The sequence below is a fragment of the Citrobacter sp. ANG330 genome, from assembly GCF_047467925.1.
Lineage (GTDB): Bacteria > Pseudomonadota > Gammaproteobacteria > Enterobacterales > Enterobacteriaceae > Citrobacter_A > Citrobacter_A amalonaticus_G.
Window position 1 is genome coordinate 944,992 of the sequence record NZ_JASJUI010000001.1, and the last position, 17,217, is coordinate 962,208.

The following is a 17,217-nucleotide window of genomic DNA, read 5'->3' on the forward strand; positions in this document are numbered from 1 at the left end:
ACTGACATAAAAACGGGGAGCACATCCCCGTTTTTTTATACCTGTGATTCCCCTAACGGCCTCGGTCGTCCAATCAGATACCCCTGCAGGTAGTTTACCCCCAGACTCAATAGCAACTCCCGCTGCGCAGGCGTTTCAACGTATTCCGCCACCACACTTAACGACTTCGCTTTTGCCAGATCGGTTATCGATTTAACAATCATCGCGTCCAGCGAATCGGTCAGAATATCTTTTACGAACACGCCGTCGATTTTGATGATGTCAGCCTGCAAACGCTTCAGGCGCTCGTAATTAGCATAGCCAGTACCAAAATCGTCAATCGCAATCCGGAAGCCGAATTTATGCAATTGTTCAATGTTCTGCATGCTGGTTTCCGAATTGGAAAATGCCTGCTCTTCGGTGATCTCAATGATCACCGTTTCCGGGGCGATACCATAGCGGGTGAACAGGCGAATAATGCGCGGCGCCGTCTCTTTTTGCAGCAAGGTCAACGGCATGAGATTCACTGAGAAAAGCGGTCCCGCCTCACCAGAAGGATGCGCAGATAGCCAGGTCAACAAGGCTTCCACCACCTGCAGATCAAAGCGGGCGCTGAGGTTAAATTGCGCGATAAGCGGGATGAACTGGTCCGGCGTCATAATACCTTCATCGCTTTTCAGCCGCGCCAGAATCTCGTCGTACCCTTTGCCGTGAGAGTCGCGGATAGGCTGCGCGTAAAGCAGGAGATCCCCGTTATCGAGCGCTTTACGAATTTTATTGAGCAGCAACACCCGTTCTGTCGTCTGACCCGTTGCCACTTCCTGACTTTGAGTCAGCGCCAGCACCCGGTGATTCGTGCAGGATTGTTCCGCCAGCCAGCTCAACTGCCCCAACAAAGGCTGCAGCGTCTCCTGCTTCCCATCCCATTGCCCCCAGGATGCGCCGTAGCCCATATCCAGCCCGGTGTTGTTCCAGTAAATTTTACGGCTGTTCAGCAGGTCGAGCATATGCTGCAGTCGGCCGTCCGTCTCTGGCCCGTTGAGCACCAGTAATAATTCACTACCAGGCAACTGGAAGATTTTCTCATCCTCGAGCATCAGCGGTTGCAGCATACGGTGCACCGTTCGTTTGCTATGTACCCGCATTAACATGCCGTAGTGACGGCTCAAAAACTCCAGATTCTCCAGTCGCAAGCAGCAGACACTCTGCCCGGACTCTTTTTGCAGGAACTGTTCCAGCGCGCGCAGATTCGGCAAACGCGTTAACGGATCGGTAAGCGCTTGCATATGCCAGCGGCGATTAAGCCATTCACTGCGCTGATAGATACGCATCATGTACAGCAGGCAGATACTGAACGACACAAGTACCGACAGGATGAACGCCAGCGAGTACTCCGATCCCACCCCTTGCAAGAAATTACGGTTGTAAGTCAGCAGGAACAGCGTCGAAATCGCCCAACTCAGATTCAAAAATGGATAGGTGAGTTTACCCACGCCGGTGGTGAAAATAATAAAGAAGACAGGAACCAAATACCCTGCAATGTAGTTGCTATCCAGCGGAGAACACATAATGACAAGAAGGGCCGAAATACATGCCAGCCAGCTGACGGTAAATAAGCGCTTTTCTTTATCGAAACACGGTGCAATGTCTCTGCGCCAGAACGTTCGGGCATACCGGGGATTCACAATCATCCGCAGCGGATAATAAAACAGCATGGTGAAGATCAGCGCCGCCGAGATCAGACTCAGAATATCGACAATCGTAAAGATGGCGACTGCCGCGCCAAAAAAGGTCGACACCGCAACCGGAAAGTCGAGATAGTTCCCGGCAAGATACATGCTGATCTTCATCCCGACGGGAGCCACAAAGCCAAACCAAATCACCCTGCGCCAGATATTGCGATCGGGCAAGCCGTAACGCCAGCGCGGTCCAATATGCCAGCGAGCAAGCGCGCTCGTTCCCAGTACGGCAAACATCTGACAAAAGAGCAATACGATACCTTGCGCAAACGGCAGATGAAGATTCCAGTGATTGGTCAGGTATAACGCCAGCACGATTGGCAGAACGGCGCGTCGGCCAAACAGCAGCATCATTGACAGCAGCACGCACAGCGGTAGCCACGAGAGATAGATATCGCTGGAATCCACAATGGTCCGGGGAGAAATCAAACGTGAAAACTGGATGGCTGCGATGGAGAGCACGATCGCAAGAGCGAATATTCTTATATTATTTATCAGGTTGCGCTTGGGTGGCATGAATTGACTGCTCTCACGGAACGAACTATTTGTCACACGAATGATAAGTTTATTCGCACCGCGAAGCAAACCTATACCCGCCAGATAAATCCACCGAACTTGTGAGCATAAACTCTGGCTTAATAGAAACTGTATTACAAAAATGAAAGGCGTGCAGGGATAAAAAAACCCCCGCTTCACAGCGAGGGTTCTGAATGTGGTGGAGCTAAGCGGGATCGAACCGCTGACCTCTTGCATGCCATGCAAGCGCTCTCCCAGCTGAGCTATAGCCCCACGATGCGTTTACGTTCCAAAATTGTTGGGTTCAATTTTTGGTGGAGCTAAGCGGGATCGAACCGCTGACCTCTTGCATGCCATGCAAGCGCTCTCCCAGCTGAGCTATAGCCCCATAACGTAAAGCTTGTCGAGTTGACGGGCGGCATCATATGAATTCCCTTCGCATGTGTCAACGGCAAATTGAAGACGCCGATTCTAATCGCTGAAAAAGCAGACAGATGAAGAACAATGCGCAACAACTCGCATTCAGTAGTTAAACACGTCACGGTTTCCACTAAAATGGTGCTATAAAATGAACCACTAATTAACCACACGACTATTCAGGGAATCTTTATGTTCAAGGAACGGATGACGCCAGAAGAACTCGCCAATCTGACGGGTTACAGCCGACAGACCATTAATAAATGGGTGCGTAAAGAGGGTTGGGCGACATCACCAAAACCAGGCGTCCAGGGCGGTAAAGCACGGCTGGTGCATGTTAACGAACAGGTTCGTGAATATATCCGCAGCGCAGAACGCTCGGCGGATGGGCTGTCTGACTCTTCATTCCAGCAAGGCGATGCTTCGCTGGAAGCACTCCTGATCAAGCTGGTGAAAGAGATGACGCCTGCTGAACAAAAACACTTTACCTCTTTGCTACTGCGGGAAGGGATTACCGGTTTATTACAACGCTTAGGCATCCGCGACAGCAAATAATATGAAAAGATTACGCAGCAAAATGACCACCGAAGAGCTGGCGGAATGTCTTGGGGTCGCTAAACAAACCGTGAATCGCTGGATCCGCGAACAAAAATGGGAAACGGAGAAATTTCCCGGTGTGAAGGGTGGACGAGCGAGACTTGTCCATATTGATTCACGCGTTCGGGAGTTTATCCTCAACATCCCCGCTTTTCGCAATCATTCTGCATTTTATCAGGCTGAAGAGTCGCTCGCGGAATATAACCCTGACGTGCGAAATCCTGCTTACCGGCAGATTATCAGTGCTGTTGAAAACATGTCCGTCGCAGAGCAGGAAAAGTTGGCGCTGTTTCTTTCGCGTGAAGGCATCCGGGGTTTCCTCAACCGTCTTGGTCTGAACGATCCCGAATAGCACGCATAAAAAACGGCAGGGTCTCCCCTGCCGCCCTGTTAATACATTACTCTCTTACTGTTGAGCTTCACGTTCCGCAATAAAAGCCAGTGCCTTATTGATACGCTCAATACTGCGAGTTTTACCAATCGCATGCACCGTCACGTCTAAGCCCGGAGACTGGCCCGCACCGGTTACCGCAACGCGCAGTGGCATACCGACTTTGCCCATCCCCACTTCCAGCTCATCGGCGGTCGCCTGAATGGCATGATGGACGTTTTCAGCCGTCCACTCAGTAATCGCAGCCAGTTTGTCACGCACCACTTCCAGCGGCTGGCGCGCAACCGGACGCAGGTGTTTTTTCGCGGCATCGGCATCAAACTCGGCAAAATCTTCATAGAAGTAACGGCAGCTCTGCGCCATCTCTTTCAGTGTTTTGCAACGCTCGCCCAGCAGTTTCACCAGTTCAGCCAGCTGTGGGCCGTTACGGGTGTCGATGTTTTCCTGCTCGATGTGCCACTGCAGATGTGTTGCCACATACTCCGGCGCCAGCGAATTAATGTAGTGATGGTTCAGCCACTGCAATTTTTCCGTGTTGAACGCACTGGCGGATTTGCTGACCGCACCAAGGGAGAACAGCTTGATCATCTCTTCACGCGTGAAGATCTCCTGATCGCCGCTGGACCAGCCCAGACGCACCAGGTAGTTCAGCAGCGCTTCCGGCAGATAGCCGTCATCACGGTATTGCATCACGCTCACCGCGCCGTGACGTTTGGACAGCTTTTTACCGTCGTCGCCGTTGATCATGGAGACATGGGCATATACCGGCACTGGCGCATTCAGCGCTTTCAGAATATTGATCTGGCGCGGGGTATTGTTGATATGGTCTTCACCACGAATGACGTGAGTAATCTCCATATCCCAGTCATCCACGACCACACAGAAGTTATAGGTCGGGGAACCGTCGGTGCGGCGGATAATCAGATCGTCCAGTTCTTGGTTGCTGAATTCGATCGGCCCACGGATCTGATCGTCAAAAATAACAGAACCTTCCTGCGGGTTGGCAAAACGGACAACGCAAGGCTCATCTTCAGCATGATGTTCGTGACCATGACGGCACCGCCCGTCATAGCGCGGCTTTTCGCCCTTCGCCATCTGCTCTTCACGCAGGGCCTCCAGGCGCTCTTTAGAGCAGTAGCACTTATAGGCCGTGCCCGCTTCCAGCATCTCATCAATCACGGCGTTATAACGATCGAAACGTTTAGTCTGGAAGTACGGACCTTCGTCCCATTCCAGGCTCAACCAGTTCATACCGTCCATAATAGCTTCGATAGCTTCCGGCGTGGAACGCTCGAGATCGGTGTCTTCAATACGCAGCACAAACTCACCGCCGTGATTACGTGCAAAAAGCCAGGAATAGAGAGCAGTACGCGCACCACCGACGTGCAGATAACCTGTCGGGCTTGGCGCGAAGCGGGTTTTGATTTTCATGAAATGGCCTTACGTTTATAAAGATGCCGACAACCGGCAAATCCGGGAAAAATGGAATGGCCGATATTCTATCACTGTGAGGTAAATCCTCAATCTTGTTACCGGGTAAACGCCGCGTATAGACGTTTTTGTTTAGAAATCATGCGTCAGAGACCGTTTCACGATCGTTTTGCTTAAAATTACGACGAACAAACAATTTCTTTAGAAAATGCGTTGACTCATTTTCAACTCTCCCTATAATGCGACTCCACACAGCGGGGGTGATTAGCTCAGCTGGGAGAGCACCTCCCTTACAAGGAGGGGGTCGGCGGTTCGATCCCGTCATCACCCACCAACTACTTATGTAGTCTCCGCCGTGTAGATAAGAAATTGAGAAGTGGGTGATTAGCTCAGCTGGGAGAGCACCTCCCTTACAAGGAGGGGGTCGGCGGTTCGATCCCGTCATCACCCACCACTTTCTCGCCAGCTAAATTTCTTATTGTGAAGTACCGAAGTGGGTGATTAGCTCAGCTGGGAGAGCACCTCCCTTACAAGGAGGGGGTCGGCGGTTCGATCCCGTCATCACCCACCACTTCGGGTCGTTAGCTCAGTTGGTAGAGCAGTTGACTTTTAATCAATTGGTCGCAGGTTCGAATCCTGCACGACCCACCAATGTAAAAAGGCGCCCTAAAGGCGCCTTTTTGCTATGCGCAGAATATAACGATTCGAACCTGCTGCAGATTTGGGGAAGTTCATGCCGAATCAAGCACGCGGTAAATTTTAAAAATAAAATAAATTCAGAATAAAAATAAGTTGCGCAAAATATAGCCTTCCTTGGGGAAATACTTTCCCTGTCTGTCCATTCCATTGATATCCATCAAAAAAAACAGCCCGGAAAGAGAGTATTCCGTTTCATACAATAACAGCTGTTATTATTCCATTCGGTATTGTGTCGCCAGGTTCGCTTTATCCTCCGCCGCACTATCGGTTCCCGCAGGATACTTTTATCTGCATCAGGGAGGTCATTGTGGCTTTAAAAGGACTGCGCTTTACGCTGGACGTGGACGGGTTGGGGCAAAAAACCTTCGCCGTGGTGAACTTTGTGCTCAAACAGCGCCACTCATTCCCTTTTGTACTGGATATTGACATCGCCAGCGACTCTTTCGGCGAAATGGCTGAAAAGCTACTGGAAAAGAAAGCCACTCTGACTATCTGGCAGGGTGATACCCCGCAGCGCCATGTCAGCGGAATCGTCACCCGCTTCGGGATGAAAGAGTACAACGGCTGGCAGATGTGCTACAGCCTGACCATTACTCCGCCCCTCTGGCGCAGCGGATTGCGACAGAATTTTCGCATCTTCCAGCAACAGGACATTCAGACCATTTCCGCCACACTGCTGGAGGAGAACGGCATTACTGACTGGAAGCCCTGGTTTTATGAGGACCACCCGACACGAGAATTCTGTGTCCAGTATGGCGAGACGGACCTTGCGTTTCTGACCCGGCTGTGGTCAGAGGAAGGTATTTTCTTTTTTGATCGTTTTGCTGCTGACAGCCCGGCGCAGACGCTGACGCTATGCGATAACGTTGCCGGATTATCCGATGTCGGTGAACTGCCGTTCAATCCAAACTGTTCATTAGAAATTACCATTCCGTGTGTCAGTACCTTCAGTTACCAGGCGCAAATCCGCCCCTCTTCCGTAGAAACCCAGGACTACACCTTTAAAGTGCCGCAGTGGCCTGGCTATTACGGGCATCCCGGTGAGAACCTGAACGGACAAGGGAAGCAGTATGAAGTCTTCGACTGGCCGGGTCGTTTTAAGGATGAGCAGCACGGGCAGGATTTCGCCCGCTATCAGATAGAGGGCTGGCGCAACAACGCGGAGACCGCCACCTGTATCAGCAACTCTCCCCTGCTGTGGCCGGGGGCAATCTTCAGCCTGACCGGACATCCGGTAAGCGCGCTTAACCAGAAATGGCAGGTTGTCAGCAGCGTTCTGACGGGAAAACAGCCACAGGCGATGAAAGGCGGACGGGGTATGGGTACCACGATGGATAATCACTTTGAAGTGATCCCTGCCGACAGAACCTGGCGACCGCAACCCTTGATGAAGCCAAAAGTGGACGGCCCGCAAAGCGCCATCGTCACCGGGCCGCCGGGCGAGGAAATCTTCTGCGATGAGCATGGCCGGGTGCGGGTGCGTTTTCACTGGGACCGTTATCACAGGAACAATGAGGACAGTTCCTGCTGGATAAGGGTGTCGCAGGCATGGGCGGGGGCCGGGTTCGGCAATCTGGCCATTCCGCGCGTGGGTCAGGAGGTCATCGTGGACTTCCTCAATGGCGACCCCGACCAGCCCATCATTATGGGTCGGACCTATCACGACGATAACCGCTCCCCCGGCAGCCTGCCCGGCACTAAAACACAGATGACCATTCGCTCAAAAACCTATAAGGGCGGCGGGTTTAATGAACTGCGTTTTGAGGATGCGACCGGGCAGGAGCAGGTGTATATCCATGCGCAGAAGGACATGGACACCGATGTACTGAATAACCGCACCACTGACGTGACGGCAAACCACCGGGAAACTATCGGCGGTAACCAGCTTATCACCGTGAAGCAAAACCAGATACAGACGGTAGTGCAGAACCAGAAAGAGATCGTGGGCCAGAATCAGAGCGTCACCGTGGGCATGAATCAGGCAGAAACGGTGGGGATTGTCCGCGCCCTGAGCGTGGGAGTGGCATACCAGACTACGGTGGGGGGAGTGATGAACACCTCGGTGGCGCTGATGCAATCCTCACAGGTCGGTATTCAGAAATCCCTGCTGGTGGGTAAGGGGTATGACGTCAGCGTGGGGGAAACCGTCAGCTTCACGGTAGGCAAAACCCGGACAGAAAGCGCCGGAAAGGTGGCTGTGTACTCAGCCGGAGAGCATCTGGAGTTACGCTGCGGACAGGCGCGGCTGGTGCTGACGCAGGACGGCAAAATCTTCCTGAACGGCACGGCAATTAATCTTCAGGGTGTACAGACCATCAGCGGCGACGGGCCGATGATTAACTGGAATTGCGGCGCGACGGAAGACCCGCCGAAAGCGCCGCAAGAAAGCAGCAGTCAGCCGCCGGATATACGGCAGTACTGAGTCAACGGCTGCGCATTTGCGTTTATGTAAAACGAAAACAGTAAATTCACCAATTCAGAAGGATTTGACTATGAGCGGAAAACCGGCCGCGCGTCAGGGCGACGGCACCATGAAGGGCGGCCCGATAATCCAGGGCTCGGCGGGCGTGATGATTGGCGCACCTACCGGTGTGGCCTGTTCGGTCTGCCCCGGCGGCATGACCTCCGGCAACCCGGTCAACCCGCTGCTGGGTGCCAAGGTACAGCCCGGCGAAATGGATTTTGCCCTACCCGGCCCGTTGCCGTTTGTGCTCTCAAGGACTTACAACAGCTACCGGACGAAAACGCCTGCGCCAGTGGGGGTTTTTGGCCCCGGCTGGAAAGCCCCCTTCGATATCCGCTTACAAATCCGCGATGAAGAACTGATACTCAACGACAACGGCGGCAGAAGCATTCACTTTGACCCGCTGTTTCCCGGAGAAACTGCCTTCAGCCGCAGCGAGTCGCTCTGGCTGGCGCGCGGCGGCGTTCCGGCGCTGCATGAAAGCAACCCGCTGCACAGACTCTGGCAGTCGTTGCCGGAAGACATCCGCACCAGTCCACACGTGTATCTGGCGACCAACAGCGTTCAGGGACCGTGGTGGATTCTGGGCTGGTCTGCACACGTTCCCGCGCCGGATGAAATCTTACCCGCCCCGCTGCCACCGTACCGGACGCTGACAGCACTGGTGGATAATTTCGGGCGTGCCATGGTTTTCCATCGGGCTGCGATCGGTGAGACCGTCGGAGAAATCACCGCCGTGACAGACGGCGCAGGTCGTCGCTTCCGCCTGATGCTGACCACACAGGCGCAGCGGGCGGCACAGTACCGGAAGCAGGCCGCCGCCAGTGGCACAAAACCCCTTCCCTTCCCGGACGTACTGCCCACCACAGCTTACGGCGCGGACAACGGCCTGCGCCTGGCGGAAGTATGGCTGACGCACGACCCGGCATATCCGGATAATCTGCCCGCCGCGCCGCTGGCGCGTTACGACTATTCCCCGCATGGCGAACTGGCAACGGTATACGACCGCAGCGGCACGGCAGTACGCCATTTTACGTATGACCCGCCGCATCCGGGACGCATGGTGGCACACCGTTATGCGGGCAGACCGGAGATACGCTATCGCTATGACATCGCCGGGCGGGTGACGGAACAGCGTAACCCGGAGGGATTAAGCTATACCTATGCGTATGAACAGAACCGCATCACCATTACCGACAGCCTGAACCGCCGGGAAGTGCTGCACACCGAAGGCGAAGGCGGGCTGAAGCGGGTAGTGAAACAGGAACGCGCTGATGGTAGCACCATTCACAGTGAATACGACCCGGCAGGGAGACTTATTGCGCAGACCGATGCAGCGGGCCGCAAAACGGAATACCGCCTGAGTCCCGGCTCTGGCCAGTTGAAGGAAATCATCAGGCCAGACGGCAGGCGTACTGAATTTTACTACAACAGCCAGCGCCAGTTGACGGACACCGTGTACCCGGACGGCCTGCAAAGCCAGCAGGAATACGATGCTCAGGGCAGGCTCACTGCCGAAACCCTGCGTGACGGCACCACCACCCGCTGGTTTTATGACAACTCTCACAGCAAATTACCGGTGGCCACCGAAGACGCCACCGGCAGCCGGAAACAGATGACGTGGAGCCGCTACGGGCAGCTGCTCACCTTCACCGACTGCTCCGGCTACCAGACCCGCTACGAATACAACCGCTTCGGGCAACTGACCGCCACACACCGGGAGGAAGGCCTGAGCCTGCATCAGGTTTATGATAATCGCGGCAGACAGGTCAGCCAGAAAGACGCGCAGGGCCGGGAAACGCGCTACGAATACAGCCTGGCAGGCGACCTGACAGCAGTCATCTCCCCGGACGGCAGCCGCAGCGACACCACCGTTGATTTATGGGGGAAGATCCTCAGCATCACGCAGGACGGTCTGACGCGCCGGGTGGAATATGATTCCGCAGGCCGCATAACCCAACTGACCAACGAAAACGATAGCCACACCACCTTCGCTTATGACCTGCTGGACCGGCTGGTGCAGGAAACGGGTTTCGACGGCAGGACGCAGCGTTATCAGTACAGTATTACCGGACAGCTTATCCGCAGCGAGGATGAAAGCCTCGTCACCCTCTGGCATTACGATGCATCCGACCGCCTGACGCACCGCACCGTCAATGATGAGCCGGCGGAACAGTGGACCTACAACGCGCGCGGCTGGCTGACCGAAGTCAGCCATCTCAGCGACGGCCACCGCGTCGCCGTGCAGTATGAGTACGATAAACAGGGCCGCCTTACCAACGAACGCCAGACGGTCCATAACCCTGAGACGAATGAACTGCTCTGGCAACACGAAACCCGGCACGATTACAGTGACAAGGGACTGCCGGACCGCGTGACGCCGGATACCCTCCCCCCGGTGGCGTGGCTGACGTACGGCAGCGGGTATCTGGCCGGGATGAAACTCGGCGACACGCCGCTGGTTGAGTTCACCCGCGACCACCTGCACCGCGAAACGCAGCGCCGCTTCGGCGACTATGAACTGACCACGGCATACACCCCGGGCGGTCAGCTACAGAGCCACCACCTCAGCATTCACCAGCTTAACCGCGACTACACCTGGAACAGCGGCGGACAGCTGGTCCGTATCAGCGGACAGCATGAGCAGCGGGATTATCAGTACGGCGACGCCGGGCGGTTGCTCGGCACACACATTCAGTCGCCCCACCACGACCTGGCGCAGTGGACGTTCACCGACCCGGCGGGCAACTGGACAACGGAACGGGATAAATACCCGATGCTGCCGGAACGCTTCCCGGATAACCGCATCAGCCAGGATGTGGAGAACTTTTATCATTATGACGAACACGGCAGGCTGACGGAGAAAAACGAGCGCCGGATACACCCGCACGGCAGCGTCGTACATCACTACCGCTACGATAACCAGCACCGACTGGTGCACTACCGCCGGATGCAGGCAGGCAACGTGCTGACGGAAAGCCGTTATCTTTACGACCCACTGGGCCGCCGCGTCAGTAAACGGGTGTGGGCATGTACGGTATATCACGATGGCTCGTGTTCACAGCCGGCGCTGCAGGAAACCGTGTGGTACGGCCAGGATGGCGATAAACTGACCACCACGCAGACGGACAAAACACGTATTCAGACGGTGTACCAGCCGGGGAGCTTTACGCCGCTCATCCGTATTGAAACGGCAACCGGAGAGCTGGCAAAAGCAGCTCGTCGCACGCTGGCGGAGAAATTTCAGCAGGAAGCAAACGTGACCTTCCCGCCGGAACTGGTGGCGATGGTGGATAATCTGGAAGCGGAGTTACAGCACGGGGAACTCAGCGAAGCCAGCCGGGCGTGGCTGGCACAGTGCGGCCTGACGCCGGCGCAGATACAAAACCAGACAGAGCCGGAATACACGCCGGAACGCAAAATCCACCTGTACCACTGCGACCACCGGGGCCTGCCGCTGGCACTGATTGACATTAAAGGACAGATTGCCTGGCGCGCAGAATTTGATGAATGGGGAAATATGCCGCGGGAAGATAATCCGCATAACCTGGAACAGCTCATCCGCCTGCCGGGGCAGCAGTATGATAAAGAGACAGGACTGTACTATAACCGACATCGTTATTACGACCCGTTACTGGGCCGGTATATCACTCAGGATCCGATAGGGTTACGAGGCGGGTGGAATCTTTATAAATATCCAGTGAATCCAGTATTAGCTATAGATCCCTATGGGTTAAATAACCTGGATGTTATTGTTAATAATAATGGGATAGGTCATGTTGGTTTGCATATGGGAAGTGGTGATAACGAGTTATTATATGATCCTGGTGGATCTTATATGACCCCCGAAGGAATACCATCGGGAAGTGGTGGTACTTTCTTGGGAAGTGACGCTAATTTGAATAATTTTTTAAAATATCAATTTGAAGATGGTTCGGATGTTAACGTTTATAGTTTCGAAATAACTCCAGATGAGGACAAGAAAATTAGAGAGGCTATAGATGAACAAGGTGGATGTTCACCATTTTTTTGTGCATCATGTTCCAGTAGTGTTTTAAATGGCATTGGCCCTTTTAAAAACCTAGGGAAAATTCAGACGCCGTGGGGAATGAAAGATGCTATGTCAAATATCCGTTACCCTAAGCCAAATAAACCATGGGGTTCATGGTTTATATCTCCAGCATATTAGTCGGTGTTAATTATGAGAATAGCACGCCTATCTTTACTTATTTCGTCAATAATTATTCATTTCTTTATTGTGAAGACATATGTGTTTAAAACATTAAATCATTACACTTACGATTACTTGACGGTATTTTATGTTTTGTTTTTGATTTCTGGAATTACGTTTTTTTTGAAGAAAACTATATTCATGGATGCGGTTTTCTGTGTTATCACTCCTTATGTTTCATCAGTGATAAGTTTTTTTTATGTTTCTATAAAAACATCACCTCATGTTGTAATAAATGATTTGTGGTCGAGTATTATAATTGGTTCATTATTGCCATATATTGCATTATATGCTTGGTTTTTGTCGGCAGTCTTGATTGTTGAGCGTTTGGGAATATACTATATGTGCAAATTCATTAAGAACTCCTGAATTCGAATTACAATGTACTCATGTGAACCGGACAACAAAATGAGAATACGGCTATACCTCCAATCCGTAGGTTGTGGGGAATCAACGTATCCAGATGATAACAATTTTTTACCAGGAGATATCGTTACTCTTGGAAGAGGTATGACCGGTGTTGTTGTATGTAATTTTGAGAGCAAAGAGTTTGCCAGAGGTTTCGATAAAGATGAATGGAGAGATTTCAAAACGGGGATAATGGTGAAATCTCCACAAGCTGGACTTGTATATTATGCAGAGGATTGTAATGATTTAAATCTTGTCAAAAGAGGTACAATACGCTCAGGCGGAGCCTGAGCCGTAGGAGTGATCCGTGCCATGTCTCCGCTGGTATTTATTAACTTGCAGTAGAACATTTTGGTAAGGATGCATATGATGCTGCGCAGCAAGAAGCTAAAGCAAGGGAGCAATAAAGATGATACCTATTAAAAGTATATTCTTAATATTTTTTCTATAACTGATAACAATCAGTTATCCATATAACTCACTTGAATATGAGAGAAATTTTTCTTTAAGTTCTGTTGCTAGTTTTCCTGTGACGATAAATGCACTGAAGGACAGATGGTTGTTTTGCGAAAAGAGTCTTAATGGATCTGCGTGTAAACAAGAATATATCTAAGAATGCAAAAATGTGACGCTTAAAGATCGAGGCGAAGCCCTTAGTTTAGCTGTAGGCAGGGCTAATAATGAGGCAGTCTATTTCTTGGTTAATGCAGCTAAAACTGATGTTAATGGGGTTACAGATGGAGAGTATCCCGCAACACCTTTAATGATTTCGGCCTATTGTGGTACTCATGAGCTTCAAGAAATAACTGGATTTTTAATTTCTCACGGTGCAGACATCAATAAAAAGACAACACCTACTCCATTTGGTACAGTTCTATTAACTGCTATCTGGAAAAATAAAATAGAATTCTCGAAATTTTACTCAGAATGGAACCGCTCCTCCAGTAACTATATATGGAAAGAAAGATGACTATGCGTGCAAATATGCTATACAAAAAAGCAGGCCGAGGTTGTTCCATATACTTCTAACTACTGTTCCATTACCGAACAAGATCCCAATTGGCTCCATGAGGCTGGACACCTCATAATTTGTTATAAAATATCAGCATATTATTGCGGGGAGTTAATGATAGCCAACAAGAATATATAAAATCACCTAAAACATTACACAATCCGAATATGCGCCCATAAAATAGATTCATATTTATCCAATAACTCCTTTCTTACATTAAATTTAAATTGCTCATGTTTTTTATAGCTGCTTAATTTTTCATACTCCATAAGATCATGTTTTTTCAGTAGCCAGTAGTCAGCAATCATTGCTGCCTGTTGCTCCATAGAGTAAAAAATAAAATGGGGTTCTTCAAGATCATATGAATCCCAGTGTGTTGATTCATAGGTATTATCATGAAAAGAAGAGTCATGCCGATAATATTGCCAGACAAAAGACATAGCAAATATAAATAAATGAGGATATTTTACAGAATCATGGTAGTCTGTATAATTAGCTGAAAAATCAGATTGATACTCGTTTATACTCAAAAGAATTTCACCATTTCGGGTATTGGTTATCACTTTAGATTGATACCTTGAATGATTGTGGTCACAGTATATTTTTACTCTGTCGTAGTTAATGATATTTTTAAATAGAGATTGCGCCAGCTTTAACTCTCCGGAGGTTAACGATCTGAATAATACAGGATCAGCCCCAGAAGATAATCCTGGCTCTGTAAATAGTTCCTGACAGTCTCTCAGAATAGCGTCTTTGTGATCAAAAGAAGAGTTTCTTAATATCCTTTCGCACATAATAACCTCCATTTAATTTACTTCAGCATACGCCCCGAACGGAAAAATTCAATAAAAAAGAACAGATTTAAGTTCCACCTGGCGCACCTAATTTACTACATTTTCGTTTAAAGAAATTGTGAGTAATCCTTGCGGACATTAGTTCAAGCATATATCCCCAGTCTCCCAGCATCACCATCAACAGCATCGGATCTCTCGGTGATGCTATACAACGATTGCTCCACTGCCAGATGTCCTGGCATCACAACCGGGATCATTTCGGGTACGTTGAAGCCAAAAAGTAGGCGATGTCCCCGTTACGCCGTTAAGGCATCAATCATGTGTTCCAGTGCAGGTGTCGCCTGTTGCTGGTCATACACAATGTACAAATCAGCCGGAATACGCTCTTCTAATGGACGGAATACCACACCAGGCCAGTTCATCTGCGCATAGCTGTCGGCAATCAGCGTAATGCCAATTCCCATACTGATCATCGCCAGTACCGTTTGTGGCTCCATTACTTCGCGAATAATCATCGGAGAGAATCCGGCGCTCTGGCAAACGCGTTGCAGGAATGCCCAGTCGGTATGAATGGAAGGCATGGTGACGAAATATTCGTTACGCAGGGCTTCTAATGGTACAGCCTCCCGCACAGTCAGTGGATGACCTTCCGGCATCGCAACCAGAAAAGAGGATTCATGCAGTCGCAGGCTGGTAAACCCAGGAGCCGGTTCCGTTGCCATTCGCCAGATGCCGGCGTCAAGCTCACGCCGCTCAAGCATAGCCATTTGCATCGCGGGCATATTCTCGCGGAACATCACCTCAACGTTGGGATTGTCCTTCAGGAATCGTCGCATTACCGGGCGCATTTTTCCCCACATCGCCGTACCGATCACCCCCAGTTCGATCCGCCCTGCCTCACCGCGCCCAATTTGTTCGACGCGTGCTAACACCTGGCTGGCGCTGGAAAGCAGACGCCGTGACTCTTCCATCAGGATTTTCCCCGCATGGGTCAACGCTACGCTGCGCGAATGGCGGATAAACAGCAACGTGCCGAGCTCCTGTTCCAGCTCCTTAATATGAATACTCAATGGAGGCTGCGACATATTCAGACGAGCAGCGGCGCGTCCAAAATGCAACTCTTCGGCAACAGCAAGAAAATAACGCAGTAACTTGAGATCGATACGAGGCGTGCGTTCCATGGGTAATGCGCTCCTGAGGGGAAAACGAATGCGCCAAATTACCACATTGCATTACAGAACAGGAACGGCGGGCAGCATACGCCCGCCGCAAAGGAGAATTAACGGGCCAGCGAGGGCTGCGCCTGCTTTTCAGGTTCATGCTTGTACTTAAAGCACAGCGCAAAAATCACCGCCAGCGCCAGGGCATACGCCGCAAAGACCAGCCAGATGGTTTGCCAGTCCTTCACGCCATCCACTGAGAAGTAATCCACTGCCATACCGCTCAGGATGGAGCCGACCCACGCGCCGACACCATTAACCATCGTCATGAACAGCCCCTGCGCACTGGCACGAATTTTCGAATCCACTTCCTGTTCAATGAAGACCGAGCCTGAAATGTTGAAGAAATCGAATGCGCAACCGTAGACAATCATCGACAGCAGAAGCAGGATAAAACCGAACGGCGACGGATCGCCAAAGGCGAAGAAACCGAAGCGCAGTGTCCACGCCAGCATGCTCATCAGCATGACCGTTTTGATGCCAAAACGTTTGAGGAAGAACGGGATAGTCAGGATAAAGCCCACTTCCGCCATCTGCGAGACGGACAGCAAGATGGACGGGTATTTCACCACAAAGCTTTCAGCAAACTGCGGATCACGGGCAAAGTCGTGCAGGAAGGGATTACCGAAAACGTTGGTAATTTGCAGCACCGCGCCCAGCATCATGGCAAACAGGAAGAAAATCGCCATCCGCGGATTTTTGAACAGGACAAACGCATCGAGCCCCAGTTTACTGGCAAACGACGCACTCGCTTTCTTCTCGGCGACCGGAATTTTCGGCAGCGTAAGTGCGTAGGCAGCCAGCAGCAGCGATGCGCCAGACGCAATGTACAGCTGCGCACTACTCAGCTCCAGCCCCATCAGACTGACGGTCCACATCGCGACGATAAAGCCAATTGTGCCAAAAACGCGAATAGGCGGAAATGCCGTCACCGGATCCTGCCCTGACTGCGCCAGACAGGAATAAGAGACACTGTTGGAAAGCGAAATAGTCGGCATGAAGGCCATTGCGTTGATCAACATTACCCAGAACATGGTGTCCGGGTCAGTTACCGTTGTCGCATAGAGCAGCGCGCCCGCGCAGAGCAGATGACAAAGCATATAAGCGCGCTCTGCACGTAGCCATTTATCGGCAATAATCCCCATGATGCCGGGCATAATAATCGCCGCCAGCCCTTTTGAGCTATACACCATGCCAACATTGGCACCGGTAAAATGAAGGGTGTTAATCATGTATGAGCCCAGGGTGACCAGCCAGCTTCCCCAGATAAAATATTGCATAAACGACATGATCTTTAATCGGGACGCAATACCCATTTT

The 17,217-nt window shown here is 51.3% G+C and carries 11 protein-coding genes and 6 tRNA genes; 10 read left to right on the forward strand and 7 right to left on the reverse strand.

The features are described from left to right. Window positions 1-35: 35 nt before the first annotated feature. From QNN88_RS04710 to QNN88_RS04720, 3 genes are all read right to left on the reverse strand, one after another. The gene (locus QNN88_RS04710; protein WP_414239169.1) at window positions 36-2,234 is read right to left on the reverse strand and encodes an EAL domain-containing protein; all 2,199 of its coding nucleotides are present in this window, start codon (window positions 2,232-2,234) and stop codon (window positions 36-38) included. Between the two features lie 197 nt (window positions 2,235-2,431). Beyond that, window positions 2,432-2,507 (reverse strand) — tRNA-Ala (locus QNN88_RS04715). 39 nt (window positions 2,508-2,546) lie between these two features. Continuing rightward, a tRNA-Ala gene (locus QNN88_RS04720) sits at window positions 2,547-2,622 on the reverse strand. Between the two features lie 221 nt (window positions 2,623-2,843). Between QNN88_RS04720 and QNN88_RS04725 the strand changes: the two genes are divergently transcribed. Together QNN88_RS04725 and QNN88_RS04730 are read left to right on the forward strand one after the other, a co-directional pair. Further along, the gene (locus QNN88_RS04725; protein ID WP_414239170.1) at window positions 2,844-3,206 is read left to right on the forward strand and encodes a YfeC-like transcriptional regulator; all 363 of its coding nucleotides are present in this window, start codon (window positions 2,844-2,846) and stop codon (window positions 3,204-3,206) included. Between the two features lies 1 nt (window position 3,207). Further along, the gene (locus tag QNN88_RS04730; RefSeq protein WP_414239171.1) at window positions 3,208-3,600 is read left to right on the forward strand and encodes a MerR family transcriptional regulator; all 393 of its coding nucleotides are present in this window, start codon (window positions 3,208-3,210) and stop codon (window positions 3,598-3,600) included. A gap of 54 nt (window positions 3,601-3,654) precedes the next feature. Here the strand turns inward: QNN88_RS04730 and gltX are convergent, their stop codons facing one another. Then, window positions 3,655-5,070, reverse strand: coding sequence for a glutamate--tRNA ligase (gene gltX, locus QNN88_RS04735; protein WP_414239172.1), 1,416 nt, complete (start codon window positions 5,068-5,070; stop codon window positions 3,655-3,657). Between the two features lie 258 nt (window positions 5,071-5,328). Here gltX and QNN88_RS04740 point away from each other — a divergent pair. The 8 genes from QNN88_RS04740 (at window position 5,329) to QNN88_RS04775 (ending at window position 13,842) form a co-directional block, all read left to right on the forward strand. Continuing rightward, window positions 5,329-5,404: transfer RNA gene (locus QNN88_RS04740), tRNA-Val, on the forward strand. Between the two features lie 44 nt (window positions 5,405-5,448). Further along, window positions 5,449-5,524 (forward strand) — tRNA-Val (locus QNN88_RS04745). Window positions 5,525-5,565: 41 nt separating this feature from the next. After that, a tRNA-Val gene (locus QNN88_RS04750) sits at window positions 5,566-5,641 on the forward strand. Between the two features lie 4 nt (window positions 5,642-5,645). Then, window positions 5,646-5,721 (forward strand) — tRNA-Lys (locus tag QNN88_RS04755). 355 nt (window positions 5,722-6,076) lie between these two features. Further along, complete coding sequence (locus tag QNN88_RS04760; RefSeq protein WP_414239173.1) at window positions 6,077-8,191, forward strand: type VI secretion system Vgr family protein; 2,115 nt, start codon at window positions 6,077-6,079, stop codon at window positions 8,189-8,191. 70 nt (window positions 8,192-8,261) lie between these two features. Continuing rightward, the gene (locus QNN88_RS04765; RefSeq protein WP_414239174.1) at window positions 8,262-12,422 is read left to right on the forward strand and encodes an RHS element core protein; all 4,161 of its coding nucleotides are present in this window, start codon (window positions 8,262-8,264) and stop codon (window positions 12,420-12,422) included. A 552-nt stretch (window positions 12,423-12,974) separates the two neighbouring features. After that, entirely contained in the window at window positions 12,975-13,163 is a 189-nt protein-coding gene (locus tag QNN88_RS04770; protein WP_414239175.1) for a hypothetical protein, read from the forward strand. Between the two features lie 334 nt (window positions 13,164-13,497). Continuing rightward, entirely contained in the window at window positions 13,498-13,842 is a 345-nt protein-coding gene (locus QNN88_RS04775; protein ID WP_414239176.1) for a hypothetical protein, read from the forward strand. 194 nt (window positions 13,843-14,036) lie between these two features. On the opposite strand, the gene QNN88_RS04780 is transcribed toward QNN88_RS04775, so the two are convergent. The 3 genes from QNN88_RS04780 to QNN88_RS04790 all read right to left on the reverse strand — a co-directional run bounded on the left by QNN88_RS04780 (window position 14,037) and on the right by QNN88_RS04790 (window position 17,214). After that, window positions 14,037-14,690 (reverse strand): hypothetical protein, encoded by a 654-nt coding sequence (locus QNN88_RS04780; protein ID WP_414239177.1) that lies wholly within the window; start codon window positions 14,688-14,690, stop codon window positions 14,037-14,039. Window positions 14,691-14,974: 284 nt separating this feature from the next. After that, the gene (locus tag QNN88_RS04785; protein ID WP_414239178.1) at window positions 14,975-15,859 is read right to left on the reverse strand and encodes a LysR family transcriptional regulator; all 885 of its coding nucleotides are present in this window, start codon (window positions 15,857-15,859) and stop codon (window positions 14,975-14,977) included. 98 nt (window positions 15,860-15,957) lie between these two features. Continuing rightward, window positions 15,958-17,214 carry a nucleoside permease gene (locus QNN88_RS04790; RefSeq protein ID WP_414239179.1) on the reverse strand — a complete coding sequence of 419 codons (1,257 nt, stop codon included), beginning with the start codon at window positions 17,212-17,214 and terminating at the stop codon, window positions 15,958-15,960. Window positions 17,215-17,217: the final 3 nt, after the last annotated feature.

Coding starts and splice junctions, on each gene's coding strand:
- QNN88_RS04710 (WP_414239169.1), bottom strand. CDS start 2,234: ATGCCACCCAAGCGCAACCTGATAAATAATATAAGAATATTCGCTCTT.
- QNN88_RS04725 (WP_414239170.1), top strand. CDS start 2,844: ATGTTCAAGGAACGGATGACGCCAGAAGAACTCGCCAATCTGACGGGT.
- QNN88_RS04730 (WP_414239171.1), top strand. CDS start 3,208: ATGAAAAGATTACGCAGCAAAATGACCACCGAAGAGCTGGCGGAATGT.
- gltX (WP_414239172.1), bottom strand. CDS start 5,070: ATGAAAATCAAAACCCGCTTCGCGCCAAGCCCGACAGGTTATCTGCAC.
- QNN88_RS04765 (WP_414239174.1), top strand. CDS start 8,262: ATGAGCGGAAAACCGGCCGCGCGTCAGGGCGACGGCACCATGAAGGGC.
- QNN88_RS04770 (WP_414239175.1), top strand. CDS start 12,975: ATGACCGGTGTTGTTGTATGTAATTTTGAGAGCAAAGAGTTTGCCAGA.
- QNN88_RS04780 (WP_414239177.1), bottom strand. CDS start 14,690: ATGGAGGTTATTATGTGCGAAAGGATATTAAGAAACTCTTCTTTTGAT.
- QNN88_RS04785 (WP_414239178.1), bottom strand. CDS start 15,859: ATGGAACGCACGCCTCGTATCGATCTCAAGTTACTGCGTTATTTTCTT.
- QNN88_RS04790 (WP_414239179.1), bottom strand. CDS start 17,214: ATGGGTATTGCGTCCCGATTAAAGATCATGTCGTTTATGCAATATTTT.